Here is a 23,865-nt window from a genome sequence, read left to right as displayed (position 1 = left end):
GAGGTAATCCAGTGAGCATCACCGAGTCCGCCGTCCGCCCCGAGAAGCAGTCAGGCGCCGATCCCGTCCGGCGGTACCTCGAGGTGCGTGCGCTGACCGATCATCTCGCCGAACGCCTCTCACCCGAGGACCAGACGCCGCAGTCGATGACCGAGGCGAGTCCCGCGAAATGGCACCGGGCGCACGTGACCTGGTTCTTCGAGGAGTTCGTCCTCCGCGCCGACCCCGACTACGTCGTCTACGACGAGACCTTCCGCTACCTGTTCAACAGCTACTACGAGGCCGTGGGAGAACGGCATCCGCGCCCCGACCGCGGGCTGGTGACCCGTCCCGGCGTCCGCGACATCACCCGGTATCGGGAACACGTCGACGCCGCGATGGTCGAGGCGCTGCAGGCCGGTCGGCTCGACGACGCCGCCCTCGCTCTGGTGGAACTGGGGTGCAATCACGAACAGCAGCACCAGGAATTGCTGCTCATGGACATCAAGCACCTGTTCTCGATCCACGCCTTCGGTCCGGTCTACGTCGATCGAGAGCCCGACGTCCCGGGCCGGCCGCGGCCGATGGGGTGGCGCGGCTTCTCCGGCGGCGTCCACGAGATCGGTGCGGTCGGCAGCGGTTTCTCCTACGACAACGAGGGACCGCGTCATCGGGTGTTCCTCGAGGACTTCGAGATCTCCGACCGGCTGGTCACGAATGCCGACTGGCTGGAGTTCATGGCCGACGGCGGCTACCGCCGCCACGAGTTCTGGCTGTCCGACGGCTGGGCGAAGATCAAGGAAACCGGTTGGGAGGCGCCGGGTTACTGGCACAAGGAGGACGACGGCACCTGGACCACGTTCACCCTGTCCGGCCGCCGTCCCGTCGTTCCCGACGAACCGGTGGTGCACGTGTCCTTCTACGAGGCGGACGCGTATGCGAAGTGGGCAGGCGCCCGCCTGCCCACCGAGTTCGAGTGGGAGGTCGCGGCCGGCACCCTCGGTGACGCGCGCGGCCAGTTGCTCGACCCCGACCGATGTCATCCCGGCCGCGTGACCTCCGCGATGGTGGGGGACGTGTGGGAATGGACAGCGAGCGCCTACCTGCCGTATCCGGGCTTCGTCCCCGCCAACGGCGCGGTCGGCGAGTACAACGGGAAGTTCATGAGCGACCAGCACGTCCTGCGTGGCGCGAGCGCGATCACCCCGGCCGGGCACGAACGCATCACCTATCGCAACTTCTTCCCGGCCGCGTCGCGGTGGGTCTTCGCCGGACTGCGACTCGCCCGATGACCACGACCGGCCCAGGGCGGGCGGACACGCGCGAGGTGAACGGCCTTGCCGCAGACGCCCTCTCAGGGTTGTGGCAGGACCCGCCCCGCCTCCCGACCAAGTGGCTGTACGACGAGCGCGGCAGCAGGCTCTTCGACGAGATCACCCGCCTGCCCGAGTACTACCCGACCCGCCGCGAGACCGCGATCCTGCGCGCGCGGGCCGCCGAGATCGCCGAGGTCACCGAGGCGCAGGTGATGGTGGAACTCGGCTCGGGCACCTCGACCAAGACCAGGCTCCTGCTCGACGCGTTCACCGACGCGGCCGCACCGGGACGACGGTTCACCTACGTACCCGTCGACGTCAGCACCGAGGTCCTCACGGCCAGCGCGGAGACGCTGTCGCAGGACTATCCGGGCATCGAGGTGGTGCCGGTGGTCGCCGACTTCACCGAACCCGACCTGACCCTTCCCGACGCGGACGGCCCGCGCCTGGCGGTGTTCCTCGGCGGCACCATCGGGAACTTCGACGCCGACGCCCGCGCAGAGTTCTACCGGCGGCTCGCCGGCTCGCTGTCGCCGGGCGACTGGTTCCTGCTCGGCACCGACCTCGTCAAGGACACGGGCCGGCTCGTCGCCGCCTACGACGACGCCGCCGGGGTCACCGCGGATTTCAACCGCAACATGATCGAGGTGCTGCGCACCGGACTCGATGCCCGCGGACTCTATCCCGACGACTTCGAGCACATCGCCCGGTGGAATCCGCGCGAGCACCGGATCGAGATGTGGTTGCGCGCACGGCGGGACATCGAGGCCTACTTCGCGGTGCTGGGCCGGTCCTGGCGGCTGCCGGCCGGAGCCGAGATCCACACCGAGATCAGCACCAAGTTCGATCCCGACTCCCTTCGAAAGGAGTTGGAGGAGTCCGGGTTCGGCGTCGTGTCCACCTGGACGGACGACTTCGGGGACTTCGCACTGACGCTCGGGCGACGCTGACGCGCTCGATTCAGCCGTCCGCGAGCAGCTCCCGGACGCGCGGGATGACCTGCGTGCCGTACAACTCAATGCTCCGCATCAGCTGAGCGTGGCCGAGCGTGCCGTGCGAGTACTTCATGTCGAAACGGCTCAGCCCCAACGCCTTCGACGTCGACGCGATCTTGCGGGCGACCGTCTCCGGCGAGCCGACGAACAGCGCTCCGCCGGGACCGGTCGACCGCTCGAAGTCGAACCTGCTCGGCGGCGGCCAGCCGCGTTCACCGCCGATCCGGCCGACGTACTCCCGGTAGTGCGGCCACAACTCCTCACGGGCCTGCTCGTCGGTGTCGGCGACATGACCCGGACAGTGGACGCCCACGGGGAGCGCGTCCCTGCCGATCTCCGACAGCGCGCGGTGATACAGGTCGACGAAGGGGCGGAAGCGGACCGGATCGCCGCCGATGATGGCCAGCATGAGAGGGAGTCCGTAAGACGCGGCCCGGACCACGGATTCGGGGCTGCCGCCGACCGCGATCCAGGTGGGCAGCGGCGGGTTCTCCAGCTCCGGGAACACGCGCTGATCCCGCAGCGGGCCGCGTGTCGAGCCCGACCAGGTGACCGGACGGCCCGTGCGCAGCTGCGCGAACAGCGAGAGCTTGTCGTCGAAGAGTTCCTCGTAGTCGGCGAGGTCGAAGCCGAACAGCGGGAACGACTCGGTGAAGGAGCCGCGGCCCAGGATCACCTCCGCACGTCCCGACGACAACGCGTCGACCGTGGAGAATCGCTGGAAGACGCGGATCGGGTCGTCGGAGCTCAACACGGTTACCGCCGACCCGAGACGCATCCGGCTCGTCCGCGCGGCCACGGCGCCGAGCACCGCCTCCGGCGCCGAGACCGCGTAGTCGGGGCGGTGGTGCTCGCCCACACCGAGGAAGTCGACGCCCACCTCGTCGGCGAGAACGGCCTGCTCGAGCAGGTTTCTCAGGGTCTGGGCCCCGGAGATGAGGGTGCCGTCGGCCTCGGCGGTGACGTCACCGAACGTGTCGAGGCCGAGTTCGAGTTCGGCAGTTCCGAGTTCGGCTGCGGCGGTCTGCGATTCCATCTCGTCTCTCTCGTCTGTCGTGCCGTCCGCGGTCCGGCCGGCACGGTGCGAATCGTGTCATGAACGGACGATCTGTGTCATTCGGGGAGACGGGCCGACGTGGCTCGACGGTACGGGGCGTCGGACGTGTTAAGAGTCTTCCCGGTTGTTTCCGCCTGATCGCGCGCCCCGTGTGTACGGCTGTGACATGCTCTTATCCGTCCGGGGGCCATCTGGCGTGGTCCCTTTACCCAAGTGAAGGAGACTCCAGATGTGGGATTCGTTCTGGGATTTCATCTGGTACACCGTCGTCATCTTCGCCTTCGTCGCGTACCTGATCGTCCTGTGGCACATCATCACCGACCTGTTCCGTGACAAGGCCGCGTCGGGCTGGCAGAAGGCCGTCTGGGTGATCTTCCTGATCATCTTCCCGTACCTCACCGCCATCGTGTACCTGCTCGTCAAGGGCAAGGGGATGGCCGAGCGTCAGCGTGAGGCCTACGCGCAGGCCAAGGCCGCCTCCGACGAGTACATCAAGTCGGTCGCGGGGACCTCGCCCACGCAGCAGATCGCCGAGGCGAAGGCGCTTCTCGACTCCGACGCCATCACCCCGGAGGAGTTCGAACGACTCAAGGCCGAGGCCCTCAAGACCGCGTGAGTCGCAACGCGGCCGGTTCCGAGAGGACCGAGCAGACCGGACCGACCCACTGACCTGGAGCCGCGGTGATCGGATACCTGTGCAAGCGCATCGCTGCGTGGGCCGTCCTCGTCGTCATCGCGACGAATCTGACGTATTTCCTGGCCAGTTGGTTCCTCGACCCCCGATCCAACTACGCGATCCGCCGGCCCCCGTTGCCGGAGAGCGTCGTCGACGCCACCCTGGGCAAGTACAACCTCAACGACAAGACCCCGCTGGTCGAGCGTTGGTGGAACTGGCTGACGGGGGTGCTGTTGCACTGGGATTGGGGGTCGACACCGGTCGGTGAGAGCGTCAACGCCGAGATCGGCTTCCGCCTGATCTCCTCGGTGCAGCTCCTCGCCGCCGCGACGATCCTCTCCACGGTCCTCGGCATCGCCCTGGGCGTCTACACCGCTCTCCGCCAGTACCGGCTCGCCGACCGCGCGTGGCAGTTCATCTCGATCGCGATGATCAACCTGCCGGTGCCGGTCGTCGGCCTCGGCATCGTTCTGGCGGCCATCTCGCTCAACCAGACCCTCGGCCACACCGTGGTCTACGTGTCCGGCGCGTCGAGCGTCGGGGTCGAGGGATTCTGGCCGGGCGTCGCCGACCGCATTCAGCACCTCATCCTGCCCACGATCACCCTCGTGGTCATCCAGTACGCGGGCCTGCACCTGCTCCAGCGCTCGCTGGTCCTCGACACGATCAACGCCGACTACGTCCGCACCGCCCGCGCCAAGGGGCTGACCCGCGGCGTCGCGGTCCGGCGGCACGCCCTGCGCACGGCCATCATCCCGGTCGCGGTCGGCATCGCCTTCGCCATCCCCGCCGTGTTCACCGGCGCGGTCCTCACCGAGACGATCTTCGGCTGGGAGGGCATGGGCCGGTACTTCGTCACGTCGATCACCACCAACGACATCCACGGCGTGGTGGCGGTCGCCGCCTTCGGCGCCCTCGCGACCGCCGTCGGCGCGATCCTCGCCGATCTCGCGGTGGTCTGGCTCGACCCGAGAGTGCGGGTGAGATGAGATGACGATGATCCCGCCGGAACCCCGCGGCCCGGAGTCGGGGCACGGCGACGCGACCGCCCCGCTGATGGGCGAGACCGGAGGTCTCCTCCGGGAGACCGACGCCACCGCGGCCCCGCTCCCCCGGCGCCGACGGGGACGCACGGCGATCCTCGCGAAACGCTACGCGCGCAACCGCCCTGCGCTGTTCGGCCTCGGCATCTTCGGCCTGCTCGTGGCCTTCGCGGTGTTCGGCGGCCTGTTCACCGCCTACTCCTACACCGACGTCGACTTCCTGGCGATCGGCTTCCCGCCCGGATCGGCGGGCTCCGACGGCACCCACTGGTTCGGCACCGACGACGCCGGCAACGACCTGTACGCCCAGGTGGTGCACGGGCTCCAGCGGTCGCTGACGATCGCGGTCGCCGTGTCGGTGGGCACCACTCTGATCGCCGCGCTCCTCGGCGGGTTCGCGGCCTACTTCGGCGGGTGGGTGCAGCGCATCGTGCTCGGCGTGGTCTATCTGCTCCTCGTCGTGCCGACGTTCCTCATCCTCGCCCTGGTCTCCACCAGCACCGGCGGTGACTGGCGCTGGCTGATCGTCGTGCTGATCGCCTTCGGCTGGATGATGCTCGCCCGTGTGATCCACTCGCTGGCGCTGACGGTCCGGGAACGGTCGTACGTGACCGCCGCGCGGTACATGGGGGTCTCGGCGCCGGTGATCATCGTCCGGCACATCCTGCCCAACATCGCCTCCCTGCTGGTGATCAACTTCGCGCTGGGGATCGTCGCCACGGTCCTGACCGAGACGGGCCTGTCGTTCCTGGGGTTCGGCGTCACGATCCCCGACGTCACCCTGGGCTCGCTCCTGCAGGCGGGTGCGGGCACCCTCGCGGCGTCGCCGTGGTTGTTCTGGTTCCCGGCCGCGGCGTTGTCTCTCCTCACGGTCTCGATGGCGCTCGTCGTGGACGGGCTGCGCGACGCCTTCGACCCGACCTCGGGCGGGGCGGACCGATGACCGCGACCCGGGCGGCCGACGCCGCTACCGCCGCGCAGGTGCTGCAGGTCCGCCACCTGCGCGTGGATTTCCCCAGCGAGGCGGGCACGATCCACGCGGTCCGCGGCCTCGACCTCGATCTGACACCGGGCCGGACCACCGCGCTCGTCGGCGAGTCGGGTTCGGGCAAGTCGGTTTCCGCCCTGGCCGTCCTCGGCCTGCTCCCGGACCGGGCCCGGGTCGAGGGTTCGGTCGCGCTACGTGGCCGGGAACTGACCGGCCTCTCCGACAAGGAGATGTCGGCGATCCGGGGTGCGGAGATCGCGATGGTCTTCCAGGATCCGCTGTCCTCGCTGACCCCGGTGTTCACCGTCGGGGCCCAGATCTCCGAGGCGTTGCGCGCGCACCGGTCGATGTCGGCGCGGCAGGCGTGGACGCGGGCGGTCGAGCTCCTCGATCTCGTCGGCATCGGCGACCCGCAGCGTCGTGCCAGAGCGTTCCCGCACGAGTTGTCCGGCGGCATGCGGCAGCGCGTGATGATCGCGATGGCCATCGCGAACGATCCGGCGGTCATCGTCGCCGACGAACCGACGACGGCTCTCGACGTGACCATCCAGGCGCAGATCCTCGACCTGCTCGACGCCGCCCGGCGCGAGACCGGCGCGGCGATGCTGCTGATCACCCACGATCTCGGGGTGGTGGCCGGCCACGCCGACGACGTCGTCGTGATGTACGCCGGCCGCGCCGTCGAGACCTCCGACGTGGACACCCTGTTCGAGCGTCCGCGCATGCCGTACACGATCGGCCTGCTCGGCGCGGTTCCGCGGGTGGACCGGCGCACCGATGCCCTGATCCCGATCCCGGGTTCGCCGCCGGCCCTTCTCGACATCGGCGACGAATGCCAGTTCGCGCCACGGTGTCCCGTGGCCGTCGACGATTGCCGGCGGACCGAGCCGCGGCTCATCGAGGTCGGTGCGCCCGGTGCCGGCTCGCCGGCGCACCGGGCAGCCTGCATCCGGGCGGGGGAGATCGGCGCCGACGGGCGGATCGGGGACGAACCGGTCTTCGGTGCCGCCGAGACCCTCCCACGGTCGCCGGCGCCGGACCGGGACAGTCGACCCCCGGTGCTCGAGGTGGCCGGCCTGACCAAGGTCTTCCCGCTCACGAGCGGTCTCCTCCGACGCCGGGTCGGCGAGGTCCGCGCGGTCAACGGCATCGACTTCGACATCCGGCGCGGCGAAACCCTCGCGCTCGTCGGCGAGTCCGGCAGCGGCAAGTCGACGACGCTGTTGGAGATCATGGATTTCGCCCAGCCTCCGGGCGTGGTGCGCATCGGCGGCGTCGATCCGGCGGCGGTGCCGCGGCGGGAGGCGAAGGCGCTGCGCCGCAAGGTGTCCATCGTCTTCCAGGACCCGGCCGATGCGCTCGACCCGAGATTCACCGCGTTCGATCTCATCGCCGAACCGTTGCGCGCACTGGGGGTTCCGAAGCCGGACACCGAGATCAGGGTCGACGCGCTGATGCGCCGCGTCGGACTCGATCCCGTCCACGCCGACCGGTTCCCCTCCGCCTTCTCCGGAGGCCAGCGCCAGCGACTGGCCATCGCTCGTGCGCTGGCCACCGAGCCCGACCTGATCGTCCTCGACGAGCCGTTGTCGGCACTCGACGTCTCGGTGCAGGCCGAGATCGTCAACCTGATCCGTCGGCTCCAGACCGACTTCGACGTCGCGTATCTCGTCGTGGCGCACGATCTCTCGGTGGTGCGGCACATGGCCGACCGGGTCGCGGTGATGTACCTGGGATCGATCGTGGAGATCGGCGCCGCCGACGCCGTGTTCGCCGCTCCGGCACATCCCTACACGCGGGCGTTGCTGTCGGCGGTGCCCGTGCCCGATCCACGGGTCGAACGCGAGCGGCGACCGATCATCCTGCACGGCGAACAGCCGAGTGCCACCAGGGAGATCGTCGGATGCGCCTTCGCCGGCCGTTGCCCGCTCCACGCCCGTCTCGACGAGGCGCGCCGCGAACGCTGCCGGACGAGCGGCCCCCTGTTGCGCCCGGCGATCGGGTCCGACGCCGCCGGGACGGCACCGTCGCCCGATCACCGTGCGGCGTGCCACTTCCTGGAGGTGGAGCGGTGAGGCGCTGGTGGTGTCTGATCGTCGCGGTCCTGGTGTCGATGGCGGCGGCGACCGGATGCGGCGCGGCAGTGGACACCGGTGCGGTGTCGACCGAGGGGGCGTTCCTCAATCTCCAGCCCCGCGAGAACCTGAGGGACGGCGGCAGTCTCACCACCGCGATCGCCGAGGTCTCCGCGCAGTGGAACACCTTCCACGCCGACGGCTCGGCCTACACACTCGCGCTGTGGCGCTGGTATAACCCGGTGCTCGCGTACTTCTCGCCGGATGGCGAGTACTCGCCGAACCCGGACTACGTCACCGACGTGCGCAAGGACACCGTCGACGGCGACACCGTCGTCACCTACCGGCTGAATCCGAAGGCCCATTTCAACGACGGCACGCCCATCGACCACCGCGCGTTTGTCGAGACCTGGCGCATCAACCGCGGACTCGACGACCGCTACATCGTGAGCTCCACCGACGGCTACCGGCAGATCGCCTCGGTGACGCGCGGCGCCGACGACCGCGAGGTGATCGTCCGGTTCGACGGCGTCTACGCCTGGCCGGACGGGCTGTTCAACGTTGTGCTCCATCCGAAGGCGGCCGATCCCGACGTCTTCAACGAGGGATACATCCGCACGCCGCACCCGGAGTGGGGTGCCGGGCCGTACACGATCGCGTCGTACGACCCGGGGAACGGGACCGTGGTCTTCGAGCGCAACCCGAAATGGTGGGGCAAGCCCGGCAAGCTCGACCGTCGGGTGTTCCGGCAGATGGAGACCCAGGCGGCGCTCAACGCCTTCCAGAACGGCGAGCTCGACGCGACCGGCGTGGCCGCCAAGGACGCCCGCGCGCGGGTGCTCACGATGAACGACATCGACATCCGCACCGCGGCGTCGCCGCAGATGGCGCTGCTGGTGCTCAATCTCGACTCGCCGATCCTCGCCGACCGGACGGTGCGGGAGGCGGTGCTGTCGGCCATCGACCGCGAGACTCTCGCCCGCATCCGCTTCACCGGCCTGAACTACACCGAGGAACTGCCGGGATCGTTGTCGCTGTACCCGTTCCAGCCCGGCTACTCCGACAACCTGGCCGCCGTGCTGACCCACGACCGGGCCAGGGCGGAGGCACTGCTCGAGAGGGCCGGGTGGGCTCGGGGAGACGACGGCATCCGGCGCAAGGGCGGCACGCGCCTGTCCCTGGAGATGCCGAACACCGGAGACGACGTCACCGGGCAGAACCTCTCGCGGGCACTCCAGGCGATCCTCGAGCAGGTCGGGATCGAGCTCGTCGTGCGGCAACGCCCCTCTGCCGACTTCTCCCAGATCGTCATCAACAAGGAGTTCGACGTCTTCATGATGGGGTTCTCCTCGAGCGACCCCTTCGGCATGGCCTACTTCTGCCAGGTGTGGTGCAGCGGCTCGCAGCTCAATCCCGCCGGGGCGGGATCACCCGAGCTCGACGCGAAGATCGCCGCGATGGCGAGGATCGGCGACCCGGCCGAGCAGATCGAGGTCGGCAACCGGCTCGAACGCGAGGCGTTCGCGCAGTACTCGAACCTGCCGCTCTTCAACGGGCCGTCGATGGTCGCGGTGAAGCAGGGCCTCGCGAACTACGGCGCCGGACAGTTCTACGTCGGTCCGATCGAGGACATCGGGTGGGAGAAGTAGGGGGCGGTTCCACGCTCGCCCGGGCCCGGCCGGCGGTGTGTCTCAACCGCAGTCGCCCACCCGCCACAGCGGATTCACCGGGCCGTGCCCGGCACCGAGCGGGTACGCCGCGGCGAGGCCGCGGGTGACCCACGCCTTGGCGAAGGCCACCGCATCCGGCACCGTGTACCCGTGCGCCAGCGCGCAAGTGATCGCCGCGGCGAGTGTGTCGCCGGCACCGTGGTCGTGCGGGGTGTCGATGCGCTCGTGGGTGAGCTCGACGAATTCCGAACCGTCGTAGAGCAGGTCCGGCGACTCGTCGCTGGACCGGAGATGACCGCCCTTCACCAGAGCCCAGGACGGGCCGAGGTCGTGAAGCGCTTTCGCCGCGTCGCGCTGCGTGGCGGCGTCGACGACGTCGATCCCGGTGATCAGACGCACCTCGTCGAGGTTGGGGCTCACCACCGTGGCGAGCGGGAAGAGATTGTCGCGCAACGTGTCCAGGGCGGAGTCGGCGAGGAGCTGGTTGCCGTGCATCGACGCGCACACCGGATCGACCACCAGCGGGACGGCGGCGTCTCGCCCGATCCCGCTCGCGCGACACTGGGCGGCGACCGCGTCGATGATGGGTGCCGACGCCAGCATGCCGGTCTTGACCGCCCCGATGCCGATGTCGTCGGCGACGCAGCGGATCTGGGCCGCCACGGTGTCGGGCTCGATCTCCTGGAAACCACTGACCCCGAGCGAGTTCTGCACCGTCACCGCGGTGACGGCGACACACCCGTGCAGCCCGAGCAGGGCAAAGGTGCGCAGGTCGGCCTGGATGCCCGCACCGCCGCCGGAATCCGAGCCGGCGACGGTCATCACCCCGACCGGCGTCGTCCCCTCGGGGGCGACGGGGAGGAGTTCGACGCGCGCACCGGTCATGCCGGGTCCCCCGCGCCGGTGACGGGCTCGAGCGGAACGTACACCCGCTTCCCCGCGCGGGCGAACTCGGCGGATTTCGACGCCATGCCCTCGGCCATCGTCCGTTCGATGTCCTCGGCGGTGGCCAGGCCGTTCTCCTCGGCGTAGGCGCGGACGTCCGCCGAGATCCGCATCGAGCAGAATTTCGGCCCGCACATCGAACAGAAGTGGGCGGTCTTCGCCGGTTCCGCCGGCAGCGTCTCGTCGTGGTATTCACGGGCGGTGTCCGGGTCGAGCGAAAGGTTGAACTGATCGACCCAGCGGAACTCGAAGCGCGCCCTGCTCAGCGCGTCGTCGCGTTCCTGTGCGCGCGGGTGGCCTTTGGCGAGATCGGCCGCGTGCGCGGCGATCTTGTAGGTGATGACACCGACCTTGACGTCGTCGCGGTTCGGCAGGCCGAGATGCTCTTTCGGCGTCACGTAGCAGAGCATCGCGGTCCCGGCCTGCGCGATCATCGCCGCACCGATGGCGGAGGTGATGTGGTCGTAGGCGGGCGCGATGTCGGTGGCGAGCGGGCCGAGGGTGTAGAACGGCGCCCCGTCGCAGAGCTCCTCCTCGAGGCGCACGTTCTCGGCGATCTTGTGCATCGGGACATGGCCCGGCCCCTCGATCATCACCTGCACGTCCCGGGATCTCGCGATCCGGGTCAACTCGCCGAGGGTGCGCAGCTCGGCGAACTGGGCCTCGTCGTTCGCGTCGGCGATCGACCCCGGCCGGAGGCCGTCGCCCAGTGAGAAGGTGATGTCGTAGCGGCGGAAGATCTCGCACAGTTCCTCGAAGTGCGTGTACAGGAACGACTCCCGGTGGTGTGCGAGGCACCAGGCGGCCATGATCGACCCGCCGCGGGACACGATCCCGGTCACCCGTCGCGCGGTCAGCGGGATGTAACGCAACAGGACCCCGGCGTGCACGGTCATGTAGTCGACGCCCTGCTCGGCCTGCTCGATCACGGTGTCCCGGTAGATCTCCCAGGTCAGCGCCGTCGGATCGCCGTCGACCTTCTCCAGGGCCTGATAGATCGGCACGGTGCCGACGGGCACCGGCGAGTTGCGGAGAATCCACTCGCGTGTGGTGTGGATGTCGGCGCCGGTGGACAGGTCCATGATGGTGTCGGCGCCCCAGCGGGTGGCCCACACCATCTTCTCGACCTCGTCGGCGATCGAGCTGCGGACCGCCGAATTGCCGATGTTCGCGTTGATCTTCACCGCGAACCGCTTGCCGATGATCATCGGTTCGGACTCGGGGTGACGGTGATTGGCCGGGATCACCGCCCGGCCGGCGGCCACCTCGGACCGCACCAGTTCCTCGTCGACGCCCTCCCGGGCGGCGATGAAACGCATCTCGTCGGTGACGATTCCCGCACGAGCCCAGGCCAACTGGGTGCTCGCCCCGGCCACCGGTTCGGGCCGGGCCCACGAGTCCCGCACCCGCGGCAGACCGCGTTCCACGTCGATATCGGCGGCGGCGTCGGTGTACGGCCCCGACGTGTCGTAGACGTCGAGGTGCTCGCCGTTGGTCAGGTGGATGCGCCGCACCGGGACGCGCAGATGGCCCACGTCGAGGTACTGCTTGGAGCTCCCCTCGATCGGGCCCGTCGTCAGCCCCGAATTCGTGGGTGCGGTGGATACACGTGTTCCCATGATGGTCTCCCTACGCCGGCATTACCCGGACAGGTTCGAGCGGTCGGCGACCGCCTGTCGCCATCTCAGCCCTCGGTGATCGTGAGAGCCCCCGCGTTATGTGGTTGTGGTGCGCCCGCAACCTTACATCCGGCCCGGGACGTACGTCAGCCGCCTCCCGGGCATTTCGCCCCTCGGCAGTTACGGATCCGTAAGGTAGGGTGTGACCGGAGTCACACGGGCCGGTCGTCGAGCAGCGGCGGAATCTCCCGGCCCGCGGGGGTGTGACCCGCGCGAACGTGACCAGAAGGAGGCGCAGGTGCGACGCAAGTTCCGGCAACGGCCGCCGCAGTCTGCACAATCGATCCTGCAGCAGATCGCGCAGGTGGTACACAACCCGGCCCGGGAACGCTTCGAACTGTGGGTCGCCGGTGACCTGGTTGGCGTGCTCGGGTACTCGACCGACATCGTCGACGGCCACAAGACCATCACCGTCCTGCACACCGTGCTCTACGACGAGTACAGCGGGCACGGGCTCGGCACGCGCCTGACGCGCACGATCATCCAGTACGCCCGCGAGCAGAACGCCCGGTTGCGCCCGGTGTGCTCGTTCACCAAGCACTACCTGGACCGGCACCCCGGCATCGTCGAACTCGCGCCCGTGTGACCGCAGGTCGGGCGGGCGACGACTCCGCCGACCGCAGCAACAGGAGCAGCCCGTTGCCGAACACGTCCCCGGACATGTCGCCGATGCCGACTGCGGTGCAGGGGTCTGACTCTGCGTCGATCCCGACCGTCTCCAGGTGCCGGTGGACCGACACCCACACGCCCCGGGCCGTGATGCCCATCGCCTTGTGGTCATAGCCCAACGAGCCGCCCGAGGCGAACGCGTCGCCCAGCCAATCCGCGTCGTAATGCAATCGAATTGGAGAGATCGGAGAGGGACGCGGTGCCCTTGTCCGCGGCGACGACGAGGTAGGTGTCATGCTCGTCGTGGCGAACGGTGTCGGCGGGTTCGACCACGTGACCGTCGACAAGGTTGTCGACGAGATCCAGCATCCCGGACACGAAGGTCGCGTAAGCGTTGTCGACGGAGATGCGTGGATTCTTGCGCACGAAGGCATCTTCCGCACCCCCGGGGCACGATGGGTGAGTTCTTCACCATCTGGGTCTTCATCAGGCCCAGCACCTCGGTACGGTAGTCCTCGGGCCGGCTGGAGAACCGAAGCCTGCCACGTGCCACGTCACCGCTCCGGGCGTGGATGCCCTCGACGTCGGCGGAGTGCACGTAGATCTCGCGACGGGGACCGACCGGGCCGCGCAGGGTCAGCCTCGCGGAGTCGAGCTTGAACGATGCGTGTCGCTTGTACGAACCGTCGTCTGCGCGCTGGAAGCAGTTGGTGCGGACGCACGCCGCCACGAACGAGGCGAGTGCGCGCAGGATGCGGCCTTCGTCCAGCGTCTGCGCGGCGTCGACCTCCTCGGCCAACCGTGTGCGCGCCGTGCTCTCCGCGACTCCGCGGTCGGAGACGCCAGGATCGAACCGGGCGTTGAAGTGGGCGGCCAGCGCGCGCAGGAAGGCGGGGTGCCGGCGCAGCGCGTCGATCACGTAGGTCTCGGAAAGTCCGAGCCCGGCCTGACGTACGGAAGCGGCTCGCCGCGCGCACCAGCGTGACCTCGCGCCAGGTAAGGCCGGCCCGCAGGATCAGGCTCGCGAAGTCGTCGATCTCGAAGCCGTGGCGCGTGTTCGCCTCGAATGCATCCGCCACCAGCGGCAACGGATGTGCGTGTGTCGAGTCCGGAACGGCGAAGACGAAGCGGTGCAGCGCTGATCCGGCTGTGACACCCGGCGGGTTCGGAAGTGTCTCGCGGTCGGCGACGCGCAGGCCGAAGCGTTCGAAGAGTGCCGCGACCTCGGCGAGCAACGGCGCCTCACCCGGCCAGAGGACGGCCGCCGTGACCGCGGTGTCCGGGGTCGCGGAAGTGAACGAGATGTGCGCGGTCGACGGGTCGGTGTGGTGAGCCTCGACGAGGCGGACCACCGCTGACTCGAGGCCCGGTTGCTCTCCGGGCTGTTCGACGGTGACTGACGTGGCCGGGATCGTCGGCGTCGACATGGTCATCAGTGTGTAGAGCGCCGACGGTGCGCGAGCTGTCTGAGACGGCGTTCGAATCGGATGCCGGTGCAGACACGTGCGATGCACTTCGGTGGGCAGGGCGTACCGCCTCACACGCCCTGCCCACCCGGTTCTAGACCAGCTGCTCGCGCAGCACCTTCTTGTCGATCTTGCCCACCGCGGTGACCGGAAGCGTCGACACGACGCGCACGTCGTCGGGCAGCTTGAACGCCGCGAGACCGCGGTCGCGCAGGAAGGTCCGCAGCTCGGCCAGTTCGAGAGGCGTTGCCGGCGGATGTTCGTGTGAGAGAACCACTGCGGCGCAGATCTTCTCGCCGAGTGCCTCGTCGGGGAGCCCGACGACGGCGACCTGCCGGATCGACGCGTGCGCCAGGAGGTTCTCCTCGACGTCGTCGGCGGCCACGTTCTCGCCGGCACGGACGATGGTGTCCTTGATGCGCCCGGTCACCGCGAGGTGCCCGGACGGCAGCCGGGTGACCTTGTCGCCGGAGCGGTAGAACCCGTCGGGGGTGAAGGACTTCTCGTTGTGGGCGTCGGCGCGGTAGTAGCCACGGATCGTGTACGGCCCGCGGACGAGGAGCTCGCCTTCCGTGCCGTCGGGCACGTCGTTGCCGTCCTCGTCGACGACGCGCACTTCGTCGAACTCCGACATCGGTGAGCCCTGCACCTCGTGGATCAGGTCGCGGGGCTCGTCGGGGCGCGTGTAGCAGACGAGCCCTTCGGCCATGCCGAACACCTGCTGGACGACGTCGCCGAGCGCCTCGTCGAGGGCGACCGCGTCGGGCTGGGCGAGCTTGGCGCCGCCGACCTGCAGCAGGCGAAGCGAGCTCACATCGGCGGGTTCCCACTCGGTCGCCGCGCACCACAGCTGCGCGAGCGCGGGGACCAGCGCGGTCACCGTGACGTGGTGACGCTCGATGAGGCCGAACGTGTTGTCGGGGCTCGGGTTGTCGGTGAAGACCACGTGCCCGCCCACGCTGAAGGTGCCCAGGATGCCCGGGCAGCACAGCGGGAAGTTGTGTGCCGCGGGCAGCGACACCAGGTAGGTGTCGCCGGCGGTCAGTTTCGCCACCTGTGCCGACAGACGGGCGTTGAGATCGTAGTCGTTGTGGGTGCGCGCGATCAGCTTCGGCAGGCCGGTGGTGCCGCCAGAGATGAGGAACAGCGCGGGGAGTTCCGGATCGGGGGCCGGGGGCAGTGTCACCGAGGCCGGGTCGGCGTCCGGGACGGGCGTGTACGGGCCGGGGTCGCCGGAGACGAACACCCGCTCGACGGTGGGCACGCGGGACTGCAGTTCGGCGGCGAGCTCGCGGAAGTCATAACTGCGGCGGCCGTCTTCGGTGATGTACGCGATCGCCCCGGAACCCACTGCGAGATGGGCGATCTCGGTGATCCGGTGGGCGGGCAGGGTCATCACCGGAACCACGCCCGCGCGCAGCAGGCCGACGAGGTTGAGGGCGAACTGGAGGGAGTTGTTCTGCTGCAGGACGACGCGCTGGCCCGGCCGGAGTCCGGCCTCGACGAACCCGGCGGCGCGGCGCAGCGTGGCGTCGCGGAACTCGGCGTAGGTGAGGCTGCGCGGCCCGTCGATCGAGGCGTCGGTGATGGCCGGGGCGTCAGGGGTTCGCTCGGCGGTGAGGTCGAGGCCCGCATACAGCGGCAGGTCCCGGAACAGCGAGGCCTCGCGGTAGCGCTTCGCCTGGGCGCCCGCATACGGGGTGAACCCGTCGAGCAGGTCGGTCACGTCATCGAGATGCGTCGGCATGCGTTCCATTCAAACACAGGCAGGATAGGGTAACCTTACTGGTTAATCGGGGGTGATGTGAGCCCCGCCATCGACGGGCAAGCGGGTGTTTGTTTAGGCTGTCCTAACATTGCGCGGACTGCGCTGGGATCACGGGTGCCCCGCACCACGACCGGAGGATGAGGACATGTCGCTGACAACCGAAACGCGCGCGGCGGATCTGCGCGTCGACGGTTTCGACGCCCTGGCCGCACCGGCGGCCACGGCCACGGCCACGGTCACGGGCGCCGACGCCGCGCGTATCGCGGCGGCGTGGGCCGCGTCCGGAGAGTTCGGGGAGCACGTCGTGTATGAACGCGGCCGGCGCTGGATCTTCGCCGCCGGGGTACGGGCGCGAGTCGTGATCACCCGCGACGAGGTGATCGTCGACGATCAGGGCGATCGCACGGTCACGGCCTGGGCGGGCGATCCCGCCGACGCGCTGGCCGCCGCGACGTCGTCGCTGTCGATGGATGACTGGAACATCTACGGATGGGTCGGATTCGACTTCTGTGCTCCCTATCACGGCATCTTCGACCGGGTCCCGGAGGACACGGTGCTGGCACACCTGATCGTCCCCGAGTTCGAGGCCTTCGTCGACGCGGGCGGCGTCGACACCGGCACCGCCGGCGCCGAGACGGCTCGCCGGCTCCTCGAAATCGCTTCCACCGCAAAGTGTCCCGGCGAGTCCAGGCCCGTCCATGTGCGCAACGACGCCGACGACTATCGCAGCCGCGTCGCTACCGCCATCGCCGAGATCGCCGACGGCCGCTACCAGAAGGTTATCCTCTCCCGTGCCGTCGACATCCCGTTCGACGTCGACATCCCCGCGACCTATGCCCGCGGCCGCGCCGACAACACCCCCGCGCGCTCGTTCCTGTACTCACTGGGCGATCTCTCCGCGGCCGGGTTCAGCCCCGAACTGGTCGTCGCCGTGCACGCCGACCGCACCGTGGTCGCCGAACCGCTGGCGGGCACAAGGGCTTTCGGCATCTCGCCGGAAAAGGACGCGGCGGCCCGTGCCGAACTTCTCGGTGACGCCAAGGAAGTCGCCGAGCACGCAATGTCGGTGCGCGCCTGCTACGACGAGATCGCGACCATTGCCGCTGTCGGCACCGCCGCGGTCGGCCCGTTCATGGAGGTGCGTGAACGCGGCAGCGTCCAGCACCTCGCCTCGACCGTCAAGGGTGTGCTCGCCGATCACGAGAACCCCTGGCGCGCACTCGAGGTCGTGTTTCCCTCGATCACCGCGTCGGGGATCCCCAAGACACCGGCGGTGGAGGCGATCGATCGGCTGGAATCCTCCCGTCGTGGTCCCTACTCGGGTGCCGTGCTCGCCGCGTCTTCGACCGGTGAGCTCGAGGCGACCCTCGCCCTGCGGACCATCTTCTCCTCCGGCGGCCGCGCCTGGCTGCGCGCCGGAGCGGGCATCGTCGCCCAGTCGACTCCCGAGCGCGAGTTCGAGGAGACGTGCGAGAAGCTCGGCAGCGTGGCGCCGTATGTGATCCCGCGCTGACCAGGCCGTACCGGCGAGAACAGACCCCCACCGAAACAGAGAGATTCAGGAGTCACCACATGTCCGACAACATCACCGAAGCCCTGCGCGGCATCCTCGAAGAGGATCTCGATCTCGCGCTGGGCGACGTCACCCGCGAGTCGAGGCTGATCGACGACCTCGGACTGGACTCGGTGGCGTTCGCTATCGGTGTGGTGGCCATCGAGGAGCGTCTCGGGGTCAAGCTGTCCGAGAAGGAGCTCTTCGAGTCGAAGACGGTCGGTGACCTCGAGGACCTGATCCGCGCGAAGGCCGGCACCCCGGCCTGATCGGTACTTCTCACCAGCGCGAAAGGGATCTGCGAGAAACGATGAGTGTGGACAACGGAGTTCAGACATACGCCGAACTGCTCGACGCGGCCTTCGACGAGAAGGTCACCGCATGGACCGAGCAGGCCGAACAAACCCAGCGCTTCCCCCGGCCGCTGCTCGAACATCTCGGTACCGCAGGGGTTTTCGCCCGCAAGTGGGAGCGTCGCAAGCAGACGGATCTGCATGATCACTTCGCCCTCGGCCGCCACCTCGGCTCGCTGGGGTCGGCGGCCATCGGCGTCGGTGTCAGCCTGCACGATTCGGCGATCGCCATCCTGCGCCGCTTCGGACGCAACGACTTCCTCACCGACCTCGCGGAGCGGGCCATCGCCACCGACGCCGTGCTGTGCATCGCCGCATCGGAGGAGCAGGGCGGTTCGGACCTGCAGAACTCCGAGACCCGCATCTTCCCGGAGAACGGCGGCTACCGGGTCGTCGGCGCCAAGAAGTTCGTCTCGCTCTCGCCGATCGCCGACTACGTGTTCGTCGTCTGCCGCGGCGTCGGCGACGACCTCGAGACCGGCGGCAACGTCGCGCTGGCCGCGGTCCCGATCGAACAGGTCGAGGTCGGCGAGCCGTACCAGAAGCTGGGCGCCGGGCCGCTCGACACCGCGCCGATCACCATCGACGCCCGGATCCCGGAAGAGGCACTCATCGCCCGCCCGGGAACGGGTCTGGCCGTCATCAGCTGGGGACTCGCCCATGAGCGCCTGTCGGTGCCTGCGCAGATCGTCGCGGCCTGCGACGTCATGCTCGGGGTCACCGTCGCCCGCATGATGGACCGTTCCCAGTTCGGCAAGAAGCTCATCGACCATCAGGCGCTCCGTCTGCGCATCGCGGACCTGCAGTCGCGCGTCGACGTCCTGCGCTACGCGCTCGACGGCGTGGCCGCCGAGGGCAAGATCAACTTGCGCACGGCCGCCGCGCTCAAGGCGTCCGCGGCGAACCTCGGGGAGGAGGTCGCAGCGGAGTGCTTGCACATCTTCGGCGGCATCGGCTACCTGGAGACCCACACCCCGATCGGCCGCTGGTGGCGCGACATGAAACTCGCACGAGTCGGCGGCGGCACCGACGAGGTGCTGTGGGAGCTCGTCGCCGCGGCGATGAAGCCCGACAACGAGCGCTACCAAGCGCTCTTCACCGTAACCGGCAACCCGACGCACTGAGCGTCGGCCGAGAACCCAGGCGGTCTCACACCATGAACAGCCCAGTCACCACCCCGGCGGACCCGCGCGTGACCGAGCTCGCACCACCGGATCACACCTACCTGCACATGGACACCGACGGCGCCCCCATGCACTGGTCGATGATCCTGGAGCTCGACACGACCGGCGGTCTGCTCGGCCTCGACGAGGTGCGGGCCCGCGTCCGCGATCGCGGGCGGCTGTTCGACATCTTCCGCATGGGCGTCCGCAACGGCCGGTGGCGCAAGCCGGAGGTCGTGCTTGCCGACGGGTCCTGGGATCCGGGCGAGCATGTCTCCGAGTTCGCCGTCTCCGACCGTGCTGACCTGCAGCGACGTGTGTCGGCGCTGCTGGAGTCCCCGCTGCCGCGGCCGCGCCCGTTCTGGGACATCACGCTGTTCACGCCGACGCCCGGTGCGGAAGCCGTCGGGCAGTGGGTGCTGTTGCGGGTGCATCACAGCATCTCCGACGGCATCGCCGGCGCGGCGTTCGCGGCGTTGCTCGCCGACGGCGAACCTGAGGACCTCGCCGAGTTCGAGCGATTCGCCACGAGCCCGCGGTTCCGGATCAGCGGCATCGACCCGGAGAAGCTGAAGGAGGCCAAGGCCGCGTTCAACGACCAGCACGCGGCCGGCGGCGGCAAGAAACGCGCCTGGCCGAGCCTGACCAAGTCGGGGCGCCGGGAGCATGCGCTGTTCAGTACGTCGACGCGCACGCTGCGCAAGGCGGCGAAGGCCAACGACGCCAGCGTGCACGAGTTCGTGCTCGGCGCGATCGGCCGCACGCTCAGCATCGACCCGCCGGCCTCGCCGCAGGCCGACGTCCTGCGCGTCACCCTCCCGGTCACGCTCGACGAGGAGTTCCGGCACACCGGCAACGCGGTGTCGGTCGCACTGCTCAACCTGCCGGGCTACGAGACCGATCTCGGCAGGCAGATCGACCGGGCACGCGGTGAATTGAAGACCATCGCCGAGCGGCGGCCAGAGCTCTATCTGGCCGCCGCCGATGACCTGCCGCGCGCACCGCTGTGGGGTCTGCAGCGGGCCATCGTCAACGCCTCGATGGCACACATGCACCCCGACGTCCACATCGGGATCAACCCCGGTTTCTCGCGGGTGCGCTCGGTGTTGGGCACACCGATTTCGACGCTGACGCCGCTGTCACCGCTGGCGGGGTACTCGTTCTCGGTGACCGTGCTGATCCTCGGCACCACCACGACCTTCGGCGTCGTCACCGATGCCGAGGCGCTGCCCGGCTACGCGGAGCGGTTCGTGGCGAGGTTCGGCGAGGTGCTCAGCGAGGCCCTCCCTTCGTCCTGACACCGGGGCGAGCTTAGGCTTGCCTAGGAACCTGGTCGGGTAACGGGGACGATGAAGAATGTGGACGCTCGCGCCGACACAAGGCGGTCCCGGTCTCTGGCCGGATACGCGATACAAGAGAACACACGGAGAAACACATGCAGAACGATGTCGACTACCAGGCCCCGGAGGGGTACGTGGCCGAGCCCCACGAACCCGACGCCGCCTCGGTGAAGCGCTCGCGCGGGATCAGCATCCCCACCGTGCTGGCATCGGCAGGCGTGGCGGCGGTGATCTCGGCGATCGTCGTCACCATCGGTGTGATCGGCCTGGTGGCCCTCGACAACGACAACAACTCGTCGGCCCAGCCGACCGTCGTGAACCTCGGTTCCGCGCAGACCCCGCAGCAGCAGGCGCTCGCCGGTGCTGCGGCCGGCCAGCAGCCAGCGGCTGCCCCGGCACCGGCCGCCGGTGCCCCGGCAGCGGCGGCCCCGGCACCGGCCGGTGAGGTCGTGCTGGAGAGCGGTGGCGCGGCCGGCGGTGCCCCGGGTGTCGCCGCGGCTCCCGCACCGGCGGCTCCGGTCGCACCGGCGACCGGAGCGACCCCGCAGCAGCAGACCGCTGCCGCTGCGCCGACCGCGCTGACCCCGGGACAGCTGAACACCAAGGTCAAGACGATCATGAACTCGCGCGGCAACCGTGCCGCGCGGGCCGCCGAGCTCGAGGGCGGCGAGCGTGCGCTGCGCCAGCTCGACGCCGTGTCGGCCGCGCTGACCCAGTACGGCAACGTCGGGTTCAGCTACCAGATGGTGGGCCCGGTCCAGGTCAGCGGCAACACCATGTCGGCTCCGCTGCAGATCAGCGTCGTCGGACGCGGCAGCCAGAACCGCACCCTGACGTGGGTGTGGACGGGTGACAAGTGGAAGCTGTCGAACAAGAGCGTGTGCCTTATCGCCAGCTTCGTCCTGCTGCCCTGCTCGCTCTGACGTCCACCGACCTTTTGGAGATCTGACGTGACCTCACGACTTCGCCTCGGCGCGTTCCTCGCGGCTGTGCTCATGTTCACCGGCCTCCTGGCCGGATGCTCGGGTTCTGATGATTCGTCCGGCGGTTCGGTGCAGCTGAACCTGCCCGACGGCCGGTCGGTGACCATCCCGGAGACACCCAAGCGCATCGTGACGCTGGGCGACCAGTGGACCGACGTGGCGCTGTCCTTCGGCGTTACCCCGGTGGGCTACTACGACTACTCGAAGTCGGCTACCGGTGAACTGCAGCCGTGGTACGGCCAGAAGCTCAAGGACTCGACCTTCGTCGATCCGACCAAGGGTGACGACGCGACGACCATCGCGAAGCTCGATCCGGATCTGATCTTCGCGCCCGGATTCGCCTCGAACAGCCCGGAGTTCGAGCAGATCGCCAAGCTGGCGCCGACGGTCAACTCGATCAGCGGGCAGGAGATCGACCCCTGGCAGGACATGGTCACCGTCATGGGCACGGTCCTGCACCAGCCGGAGAAGGCCACCGAGATCATCGAGAAGACCAACGGCGACATCAAGGCCATCGCCGAGGAGTTCCCGAGTCTCGCGGGCAAGACCTATGCGCTGGCGTTCATGTACGGCAACGATCAGCTGTCGGTGCTCGGTGACCCCAACGACGGTGCCGCCAAGCTGTTCTCGGAGTTGAAGATGACGATGGCGCCGAAGCTCGTCGCCGAGTACCAGCGCAGCGGCAACCCGCGCTTCGGGCTGAGCACCGAGAACATCCCGATGCTCGACGCCGACGTGCTGGTCGTCGCGACCGCCACCCCGCAGCAGGCCGAGACCCTGCGTAACCTGCCCGGTTACAAGAACCTGAAGGCCGTCAAGGACGGCGCCGTCGCGTTCCTGACCCAGTCGCAGATCACGGGTCTGAATGCGCCGTCGCCGAATTCGATCCCGTATGTGCTGGACCTGTTGAAGCCGGCGTTCGGGTCGGCGACGGCCTGACTTCGCGCGCTCGTCCCCGCTCGTCGACCCGGGTCGCCGGCTCCCCGGGATGCGTCAGCGACGAGCCGAACCCCTCGTTCCCTGAGTAGCTCGGAGCTTGCGACGAGGCATGTTGAGAGGGGCACTCCGCACCCCACTCGCCGTTCTGCGGGCGGCGTTCGCCCGAACCGTTCACACCGGGAACAGCCACTGGGGTTGACCCCGTCCAGTGGACACTGGGCCAAGCGGCTTCTGTCGCCTGAGTGAACTGCTCCTCGAACTCGACTGGGCTGATCATTCCGATCGGGGAGTGACGCCGACGCCGGTTGTAGACCCGTTCGGTCCAGTCACCGGCAGCGACCTTAGCGTGCCGTTTCGTCGGCCACAAGAATTGATGGTTGAATTCTACTTTCAAAGCCGCCCAGAATGATTCGGCTTGTGCATTGTCCCAGCACACACCGGTGCGGCCGACCGACTGTGCCAGATCGTGTGCGCGGGCGAATCTCGCCAGCTGACCCGAGGTGTACTGGCTACCGTGATCGGCATGAAAGATCACCCGTTCGGGGCGCTGACCGCGCATGGCCACCGCCATCGCCAGTGCGGCCTCGACGAGGTCGGTGTGCATGTGCTCGGCGATCGCCCAGCCGATCACTCGCCGTGAGCGGCCGTCACGGACCGCACAGAAGTAGAGCCATCCCTCACCGGTCCGCAGGTACGTGATGTCGGACGTCCACACCCTATCGAGTTCACCCTGGTCAAACCGTCGATCGATCAGGTCCTTCGGCCGGTGCGCATCGAGTCGACCACCGTCGTGACCGGCGTGAAGATGCGAGGGCTGATACCGGCGAGACCCTGCCGGCGCATCGAGGCAGCGACCGTCTTGCGTGAAACGGTTTCGTCGTCGCCCCACCGGTCGGCGAGGAGCCTCGGCACACCGTAGACGCCGTCAGAGCCCGCGTGGAACTCTTTGACCTTCGCATCGAGCTGTTCACGACACCGCTGGGCCTAGCTCGGACCGGCAGCCTTGGCGCTGCGCCACTTGTAGTAGCCGGACCGAGACACCTCGAGCAGTCGGGTCATTCGAACGACCGAGTAGTGGGCCTTCTCCGAGCCGATCAGCCGGTAGGCGTCTACCCCGGTTCTGCTCGGATGCGAAAAAGGCCGCGGCTTCTTTCAGGAACTCGCGGTCCACACGTAATTCGGAGTTCTCGCGGCGGAGCCGCCCGAGCTCAGCACGCTCGTCCACATCCAGAGTGCGGTCATCACCGCCGCCGGAACGAGCCTTCGCCT

The 23,865-nt window shown here is 68.8% G+C and carries 21 protein-coding genes, 3 pseudogenes and 1 riboswitch; of the genes and pseudogenes, 14 read left to right on the top strand and 10 right to left on the bottom strand.

The window, feature by feature from the left end; translation table 11 throughout:
• Window positions 1-11: 11 nt before the first annotated feature.
• Entirely contained in the window at window positions 12-1,271 is a 1,260-nt protein-coding gene (gene egtB / locus GP2_RS18580; RefSeq protein WP_006902127.1) for an ergothioneine biosynthesis protein EgtB, read from the top strand.
• On the top strand, window positions 1,268-2,245 hold the full coding sequence (gene egtD / locus GP2_RS18575) for an L-histidine N(alpha)-methyltransferase (RefSeq protein WP_006902126.1): 978 nt from the start codon (window positions 1,268-1,270) through the stop codon (window positions 2,243-2,245). Before egtB ends, egtD begins: the two co-directional genes overlap by 4 nt.
• Before the next feature lie 10 nt (window positions 2,246-2,255).
• Here the strand turns inward: egtD and GP2_RS18570 are convergent, their stop codons facing one another.
• A complete protein-coding gene (locus tag GP2_RS18570) occupies window positions 2,256-3,326 on the bottom strand; it encodes an LLM class flavin-dependent oxidoreductase (protein ID WP_006902125.1) in 1,071 nt (356 codons plus the stop codon).
• Between the two features lie 250 nt (window positions 3,327-3,576).
• Here GP2_RS18570 and GP2_RS18565 point away from each other — a divergent pair, with 250 nt between their 5' ends.
• From GP2_RS18565 to GP2_RS18545, 5 genes are all read left to right on the top strand, one after another.
• Complete coding sequence (locus tag GP2_RS18565; RefSeq protein WP_006902124.1) at window positions 3,577-3,963, top strand: SHOCT domain-containing protein; 387 nt, start codon at window positions 3,577-3,579, stop codon at window positions 3,961-3,963.
• A gap of 65 nt (window positions 3,964-4,028) precedes the next feature.
• Window positions 4,029-5,012: an ABC transporter permease gene (locus GP2_RS18560; RefSeq protein ID WP_006902123.1), complete on the top strand. Its 984-nt coding sequence runs from the start codon at window positions 4,029-4,031 to the stop codon at window positions 5,010-5,012.
• A 1-nt stretch (window position 5,013) separates the two neighbouring features.
• The gene (locus GP2_RS18555) at window positions 5,014-6,009 is read left to right on the top strand and encodes an ABC transporter permease (protein WP_040527452.1); all 996 of its coding nucleotides are present in this window, start codon (window positions 5,014-5,016) and stop codon (window positions 6,007-6,009) included.
• Window positions 6,006-8,129, top strand: a complete 2,124-nt coding sequence (locus tag GP2_RS18550; protein WP_006902121.1) for a dipeptide ABC transporter ATP-binding protein — start codon at window positions 6,006-6,008, stop codon at window positions 8,127-8,129. Before GP2_RS18555 ends, GP2_RS18550 begins: the two co-directional genes overlap by 4 nt.
• A 38-nt stretch (window positions 8,130-8,167) precedes the next feature.
• Window positions 8,168-9,778 carry an ABC transporter family substrate-binding protein gene (locus GP2_RS18545; protein ID WP_373278943.1) on the top strand — a complete coding sequence of 537 codons (1,611 nt, stop codon included), beginning with the start codon at window positions 8,168-8,170 and terminating at the stop codon, window positions 9,776-9,778.
• A 42-nt stretch (window positions 9,779-9,820) separates the two neighbouring features.
• Here GP2_RS18545 and thiD read toward each other — a convergent pair whose 3' ends face one another.
• Complete coding sequence (gene thiD / locus GP2_RS18540; RefSeq protein ID WP_006902119.1) at window positions 9,821-10,684, bottom strand: bifunctional hydroxymethylpyrimidine kinase/phosphomethylpyrimidine kinase; 864 nt, start codon at window positions 10,682-10,684, stop codon at window positions 9,821-9,823.
• The gene (gene thiC, locus GP2_RS18535) at window positions 10,681-12,363 is read right to left on the bottom strand and encodes a phosphomethylpyrimidine synthase ThiC (RefSeq protein ID WP_006902118.1); all 1,683 of its coding nucleotides are present in this window, start codon (window positions 12,361-12,363) and stop codon (window positions 10,681-10,683) included. Before thiC ends, thiD begins: the two co-directional genes overlap by 4 nt.
• A riboswitch (TPP riboswitch) is annotated at window positions 12,353-12,468 on the bottom strand. Its footprint overlaps the gene before it by 11 nt.
• Before the next feature lie 193 nt (window positions 12,469-12,661).
• On the opposite strand from thiC, the gene GP2_RS18530 reads away from it, so the two are divergent.
• On the top strand, window positions 12,662-13,009 hold the full coding sequence (locus tag GP2_RS18530) for a GNAT family N-acetyltransferase (protein ID WP_006902117.1): 348 nt from the start codon (window positions 12,662-12,664) through the stop codon (window positions 13,007-13,009).
• Here GP2_RS18530 and GP2_RS22330 read toward each other — a convergent pair.
• The 5 genes and pseudogenes from GP2_RS22330 to GP2_RS18520 form a co-directional block, all read right to left on the bottom strand.
• Window positions 12,954-13,190, bottom strand: a complete 237-nt coding sequence (locus GP2_RS22330) for an NAD-glutamate dehydrogenase domain-containing protein (protein WP_255218666.1) — start codon at window positions 13,188-13,190, stop codon at window positions 12,954-12,956. The genes GP2_RS18530 and GP2_RS22330 overlap by 56 nt on opposite strands.
• Window positions 13,191-13,200: 10 nt before the next feature.
• Entirely contained in the window at window positions 13,201-13,458 is a 258-nt protein-coding gene (locus tag GP2_RS22325) for an NAD-glutamate dehydrogenase domain-containing protein (RefSeq protein WP_051997273.1), read from the bottom strand.
• A gap of 67 nt (window positions 13,459-13,525) precedes the next feature.
• A pseudogene (locus tag GP2_RS22320) lies at window positions 13,526-13,951 on the bottom strand (NAD-glutamate dehydrogenase domain-containing protein); the annotation flags it as partial.
• 49 nt (window positions 13,952-14,000) lie between these two features.
• Window positions 14,001-14,459, bottom strand: a pseudogene (locus GP2_RS22315) (hypothetical protein); the annotation flags it as partial.
• 133 nt (window positions 14,460-14,592) lie between these two features.
• Window positions 14,593-16,245: a (2,3-dihydroxybenzoyl)adenylate synthase gene (locus tag GP2_RS18520; protein WP_006902116.1), complete on the bottom strand. Its 1,653-nt coding sequence runs from the start codon at window positions 16,243-16,245 to the stop codon at window positions 14,593-14,595.
• A 166-nt stretch (window positions 16,246-16,411) separates the two neighbouring features.
• Between GP2_RS18520 and GP2_RS18515 the strand changes: the two genes are divergently transcribed.
• The 6 genes from GP2_RS18515 (at window position 16,412) to GP2_RS18490 (ending at window position 22,596) form a co-directional block, all read left to right on the top strand.
• Window positions 16,412-17,779 carry a salicylate synthase gene (locus tag GP2_RS18515; RefSeq protein ID WP_006902115.1) on the top strand — a complete coding sequence of 456 codons (1,368 nt, stop codon included), beginning with the start codon at window positions 16,412-16,414 and terminating at the stop codon, window positions 17,777-17,779.
• Entirely contained in the window at window positions 17,776-18,087 is a 312-nt protein-coding gene (locus GP2_RS18510) for an acyl carrier protein (protein ID WP_269076077.1), read from the top strand. Before GP2_RS18515 ends, GP2_RS18510 begins: the two co-directional genes overlap by 4 nt.
• Window positions 18,088-18,128: 41 nt before the next feature.
• Entirely contained in the window at window positions 18,129-19,295 is a 1,167-nt protein-coding gene (locus tag GP2_RS18505) for an acyl-CoA dehydrogenase family protein (protein WP_006902113.1), read from the top strand.
• Between the two features lie 32 nt (window positions 19,296-19,327).
• A complete protein-coding gene (locus GP2_RS18500) occupies window positions 19,328-20,632 on the top strand; it encodes a wax ester/triacylglycerol synthase domain-containing protein (protein ID WP_006902112.1) in 1,305 nt (434 codons plus the stop codon).
• Window positions 20,633-20,769: 137 nt separating this feature from the next.
• On the top strand, window positions 20,770-21,597 hold the full coding sequence (locus GP2_RS21720; RefSeq protein ID WP_006902110.1) for an MTB12 C-terminal domain-containing protein: 828 nt from the start codon (window positions 20,770-20,772) through the stop codon (window positions 21,595-21,597).
• Between the two features lie 27 nt (window positions 21,598-21,624).
• Entirely contained in the window at window positions 21,625-22,596 is a 972-nt protein-coding gene (locus GP2_RS18490) for an ABC transporter substrate-binding protein (RefSeq protein WP_006902108.1), read from the top strand.
• On the opposite strand, the gene GP2_RS22470 is transcribed toward GP2_RS18490, so the two are convergent.
• The gene (locus GP2_RS22470) at window positions 22,511-23,311 is read right to left on the bottom strand and encodes an IS3 family transposase (protein WP_373278942.1); all 801 of its coding nucleotides are present in this window, start codon (window positions 23,309-23,311) and stop codon (window positions 22,511-22,513) included. The two genes, GP2_RS18490 and GP2_RS22470, sit on opposite strands and share 86 nt — an antisense overlap.
• Before the next feature lie 35 nt (window positions 23,312-23,346).
• Window positions 23,347-23,556: pseudogene (locus GP2_RS22465) on the bottom strand (IS3 family transposase); the annotation flags it as partial.
• Window positions 23,557-23,865: the final 309 nt, after the last annotated feature.

Origin of the sequence: Gordonia paraffinivorans NBRC 108238 (assembly GCF_000344155.1) — a bacterium.
Lineage (GTDB): Bacteria > Actinomycetota > Actinomycetes > Mycobacteriales > Mycobacteriaceae > Gordonia > Gordonia paraffinivorans.
Note: the sequence above shows the minus strand (reverse complement) of the source record. Positions and strands in the feature narration are given on the sequence as shown.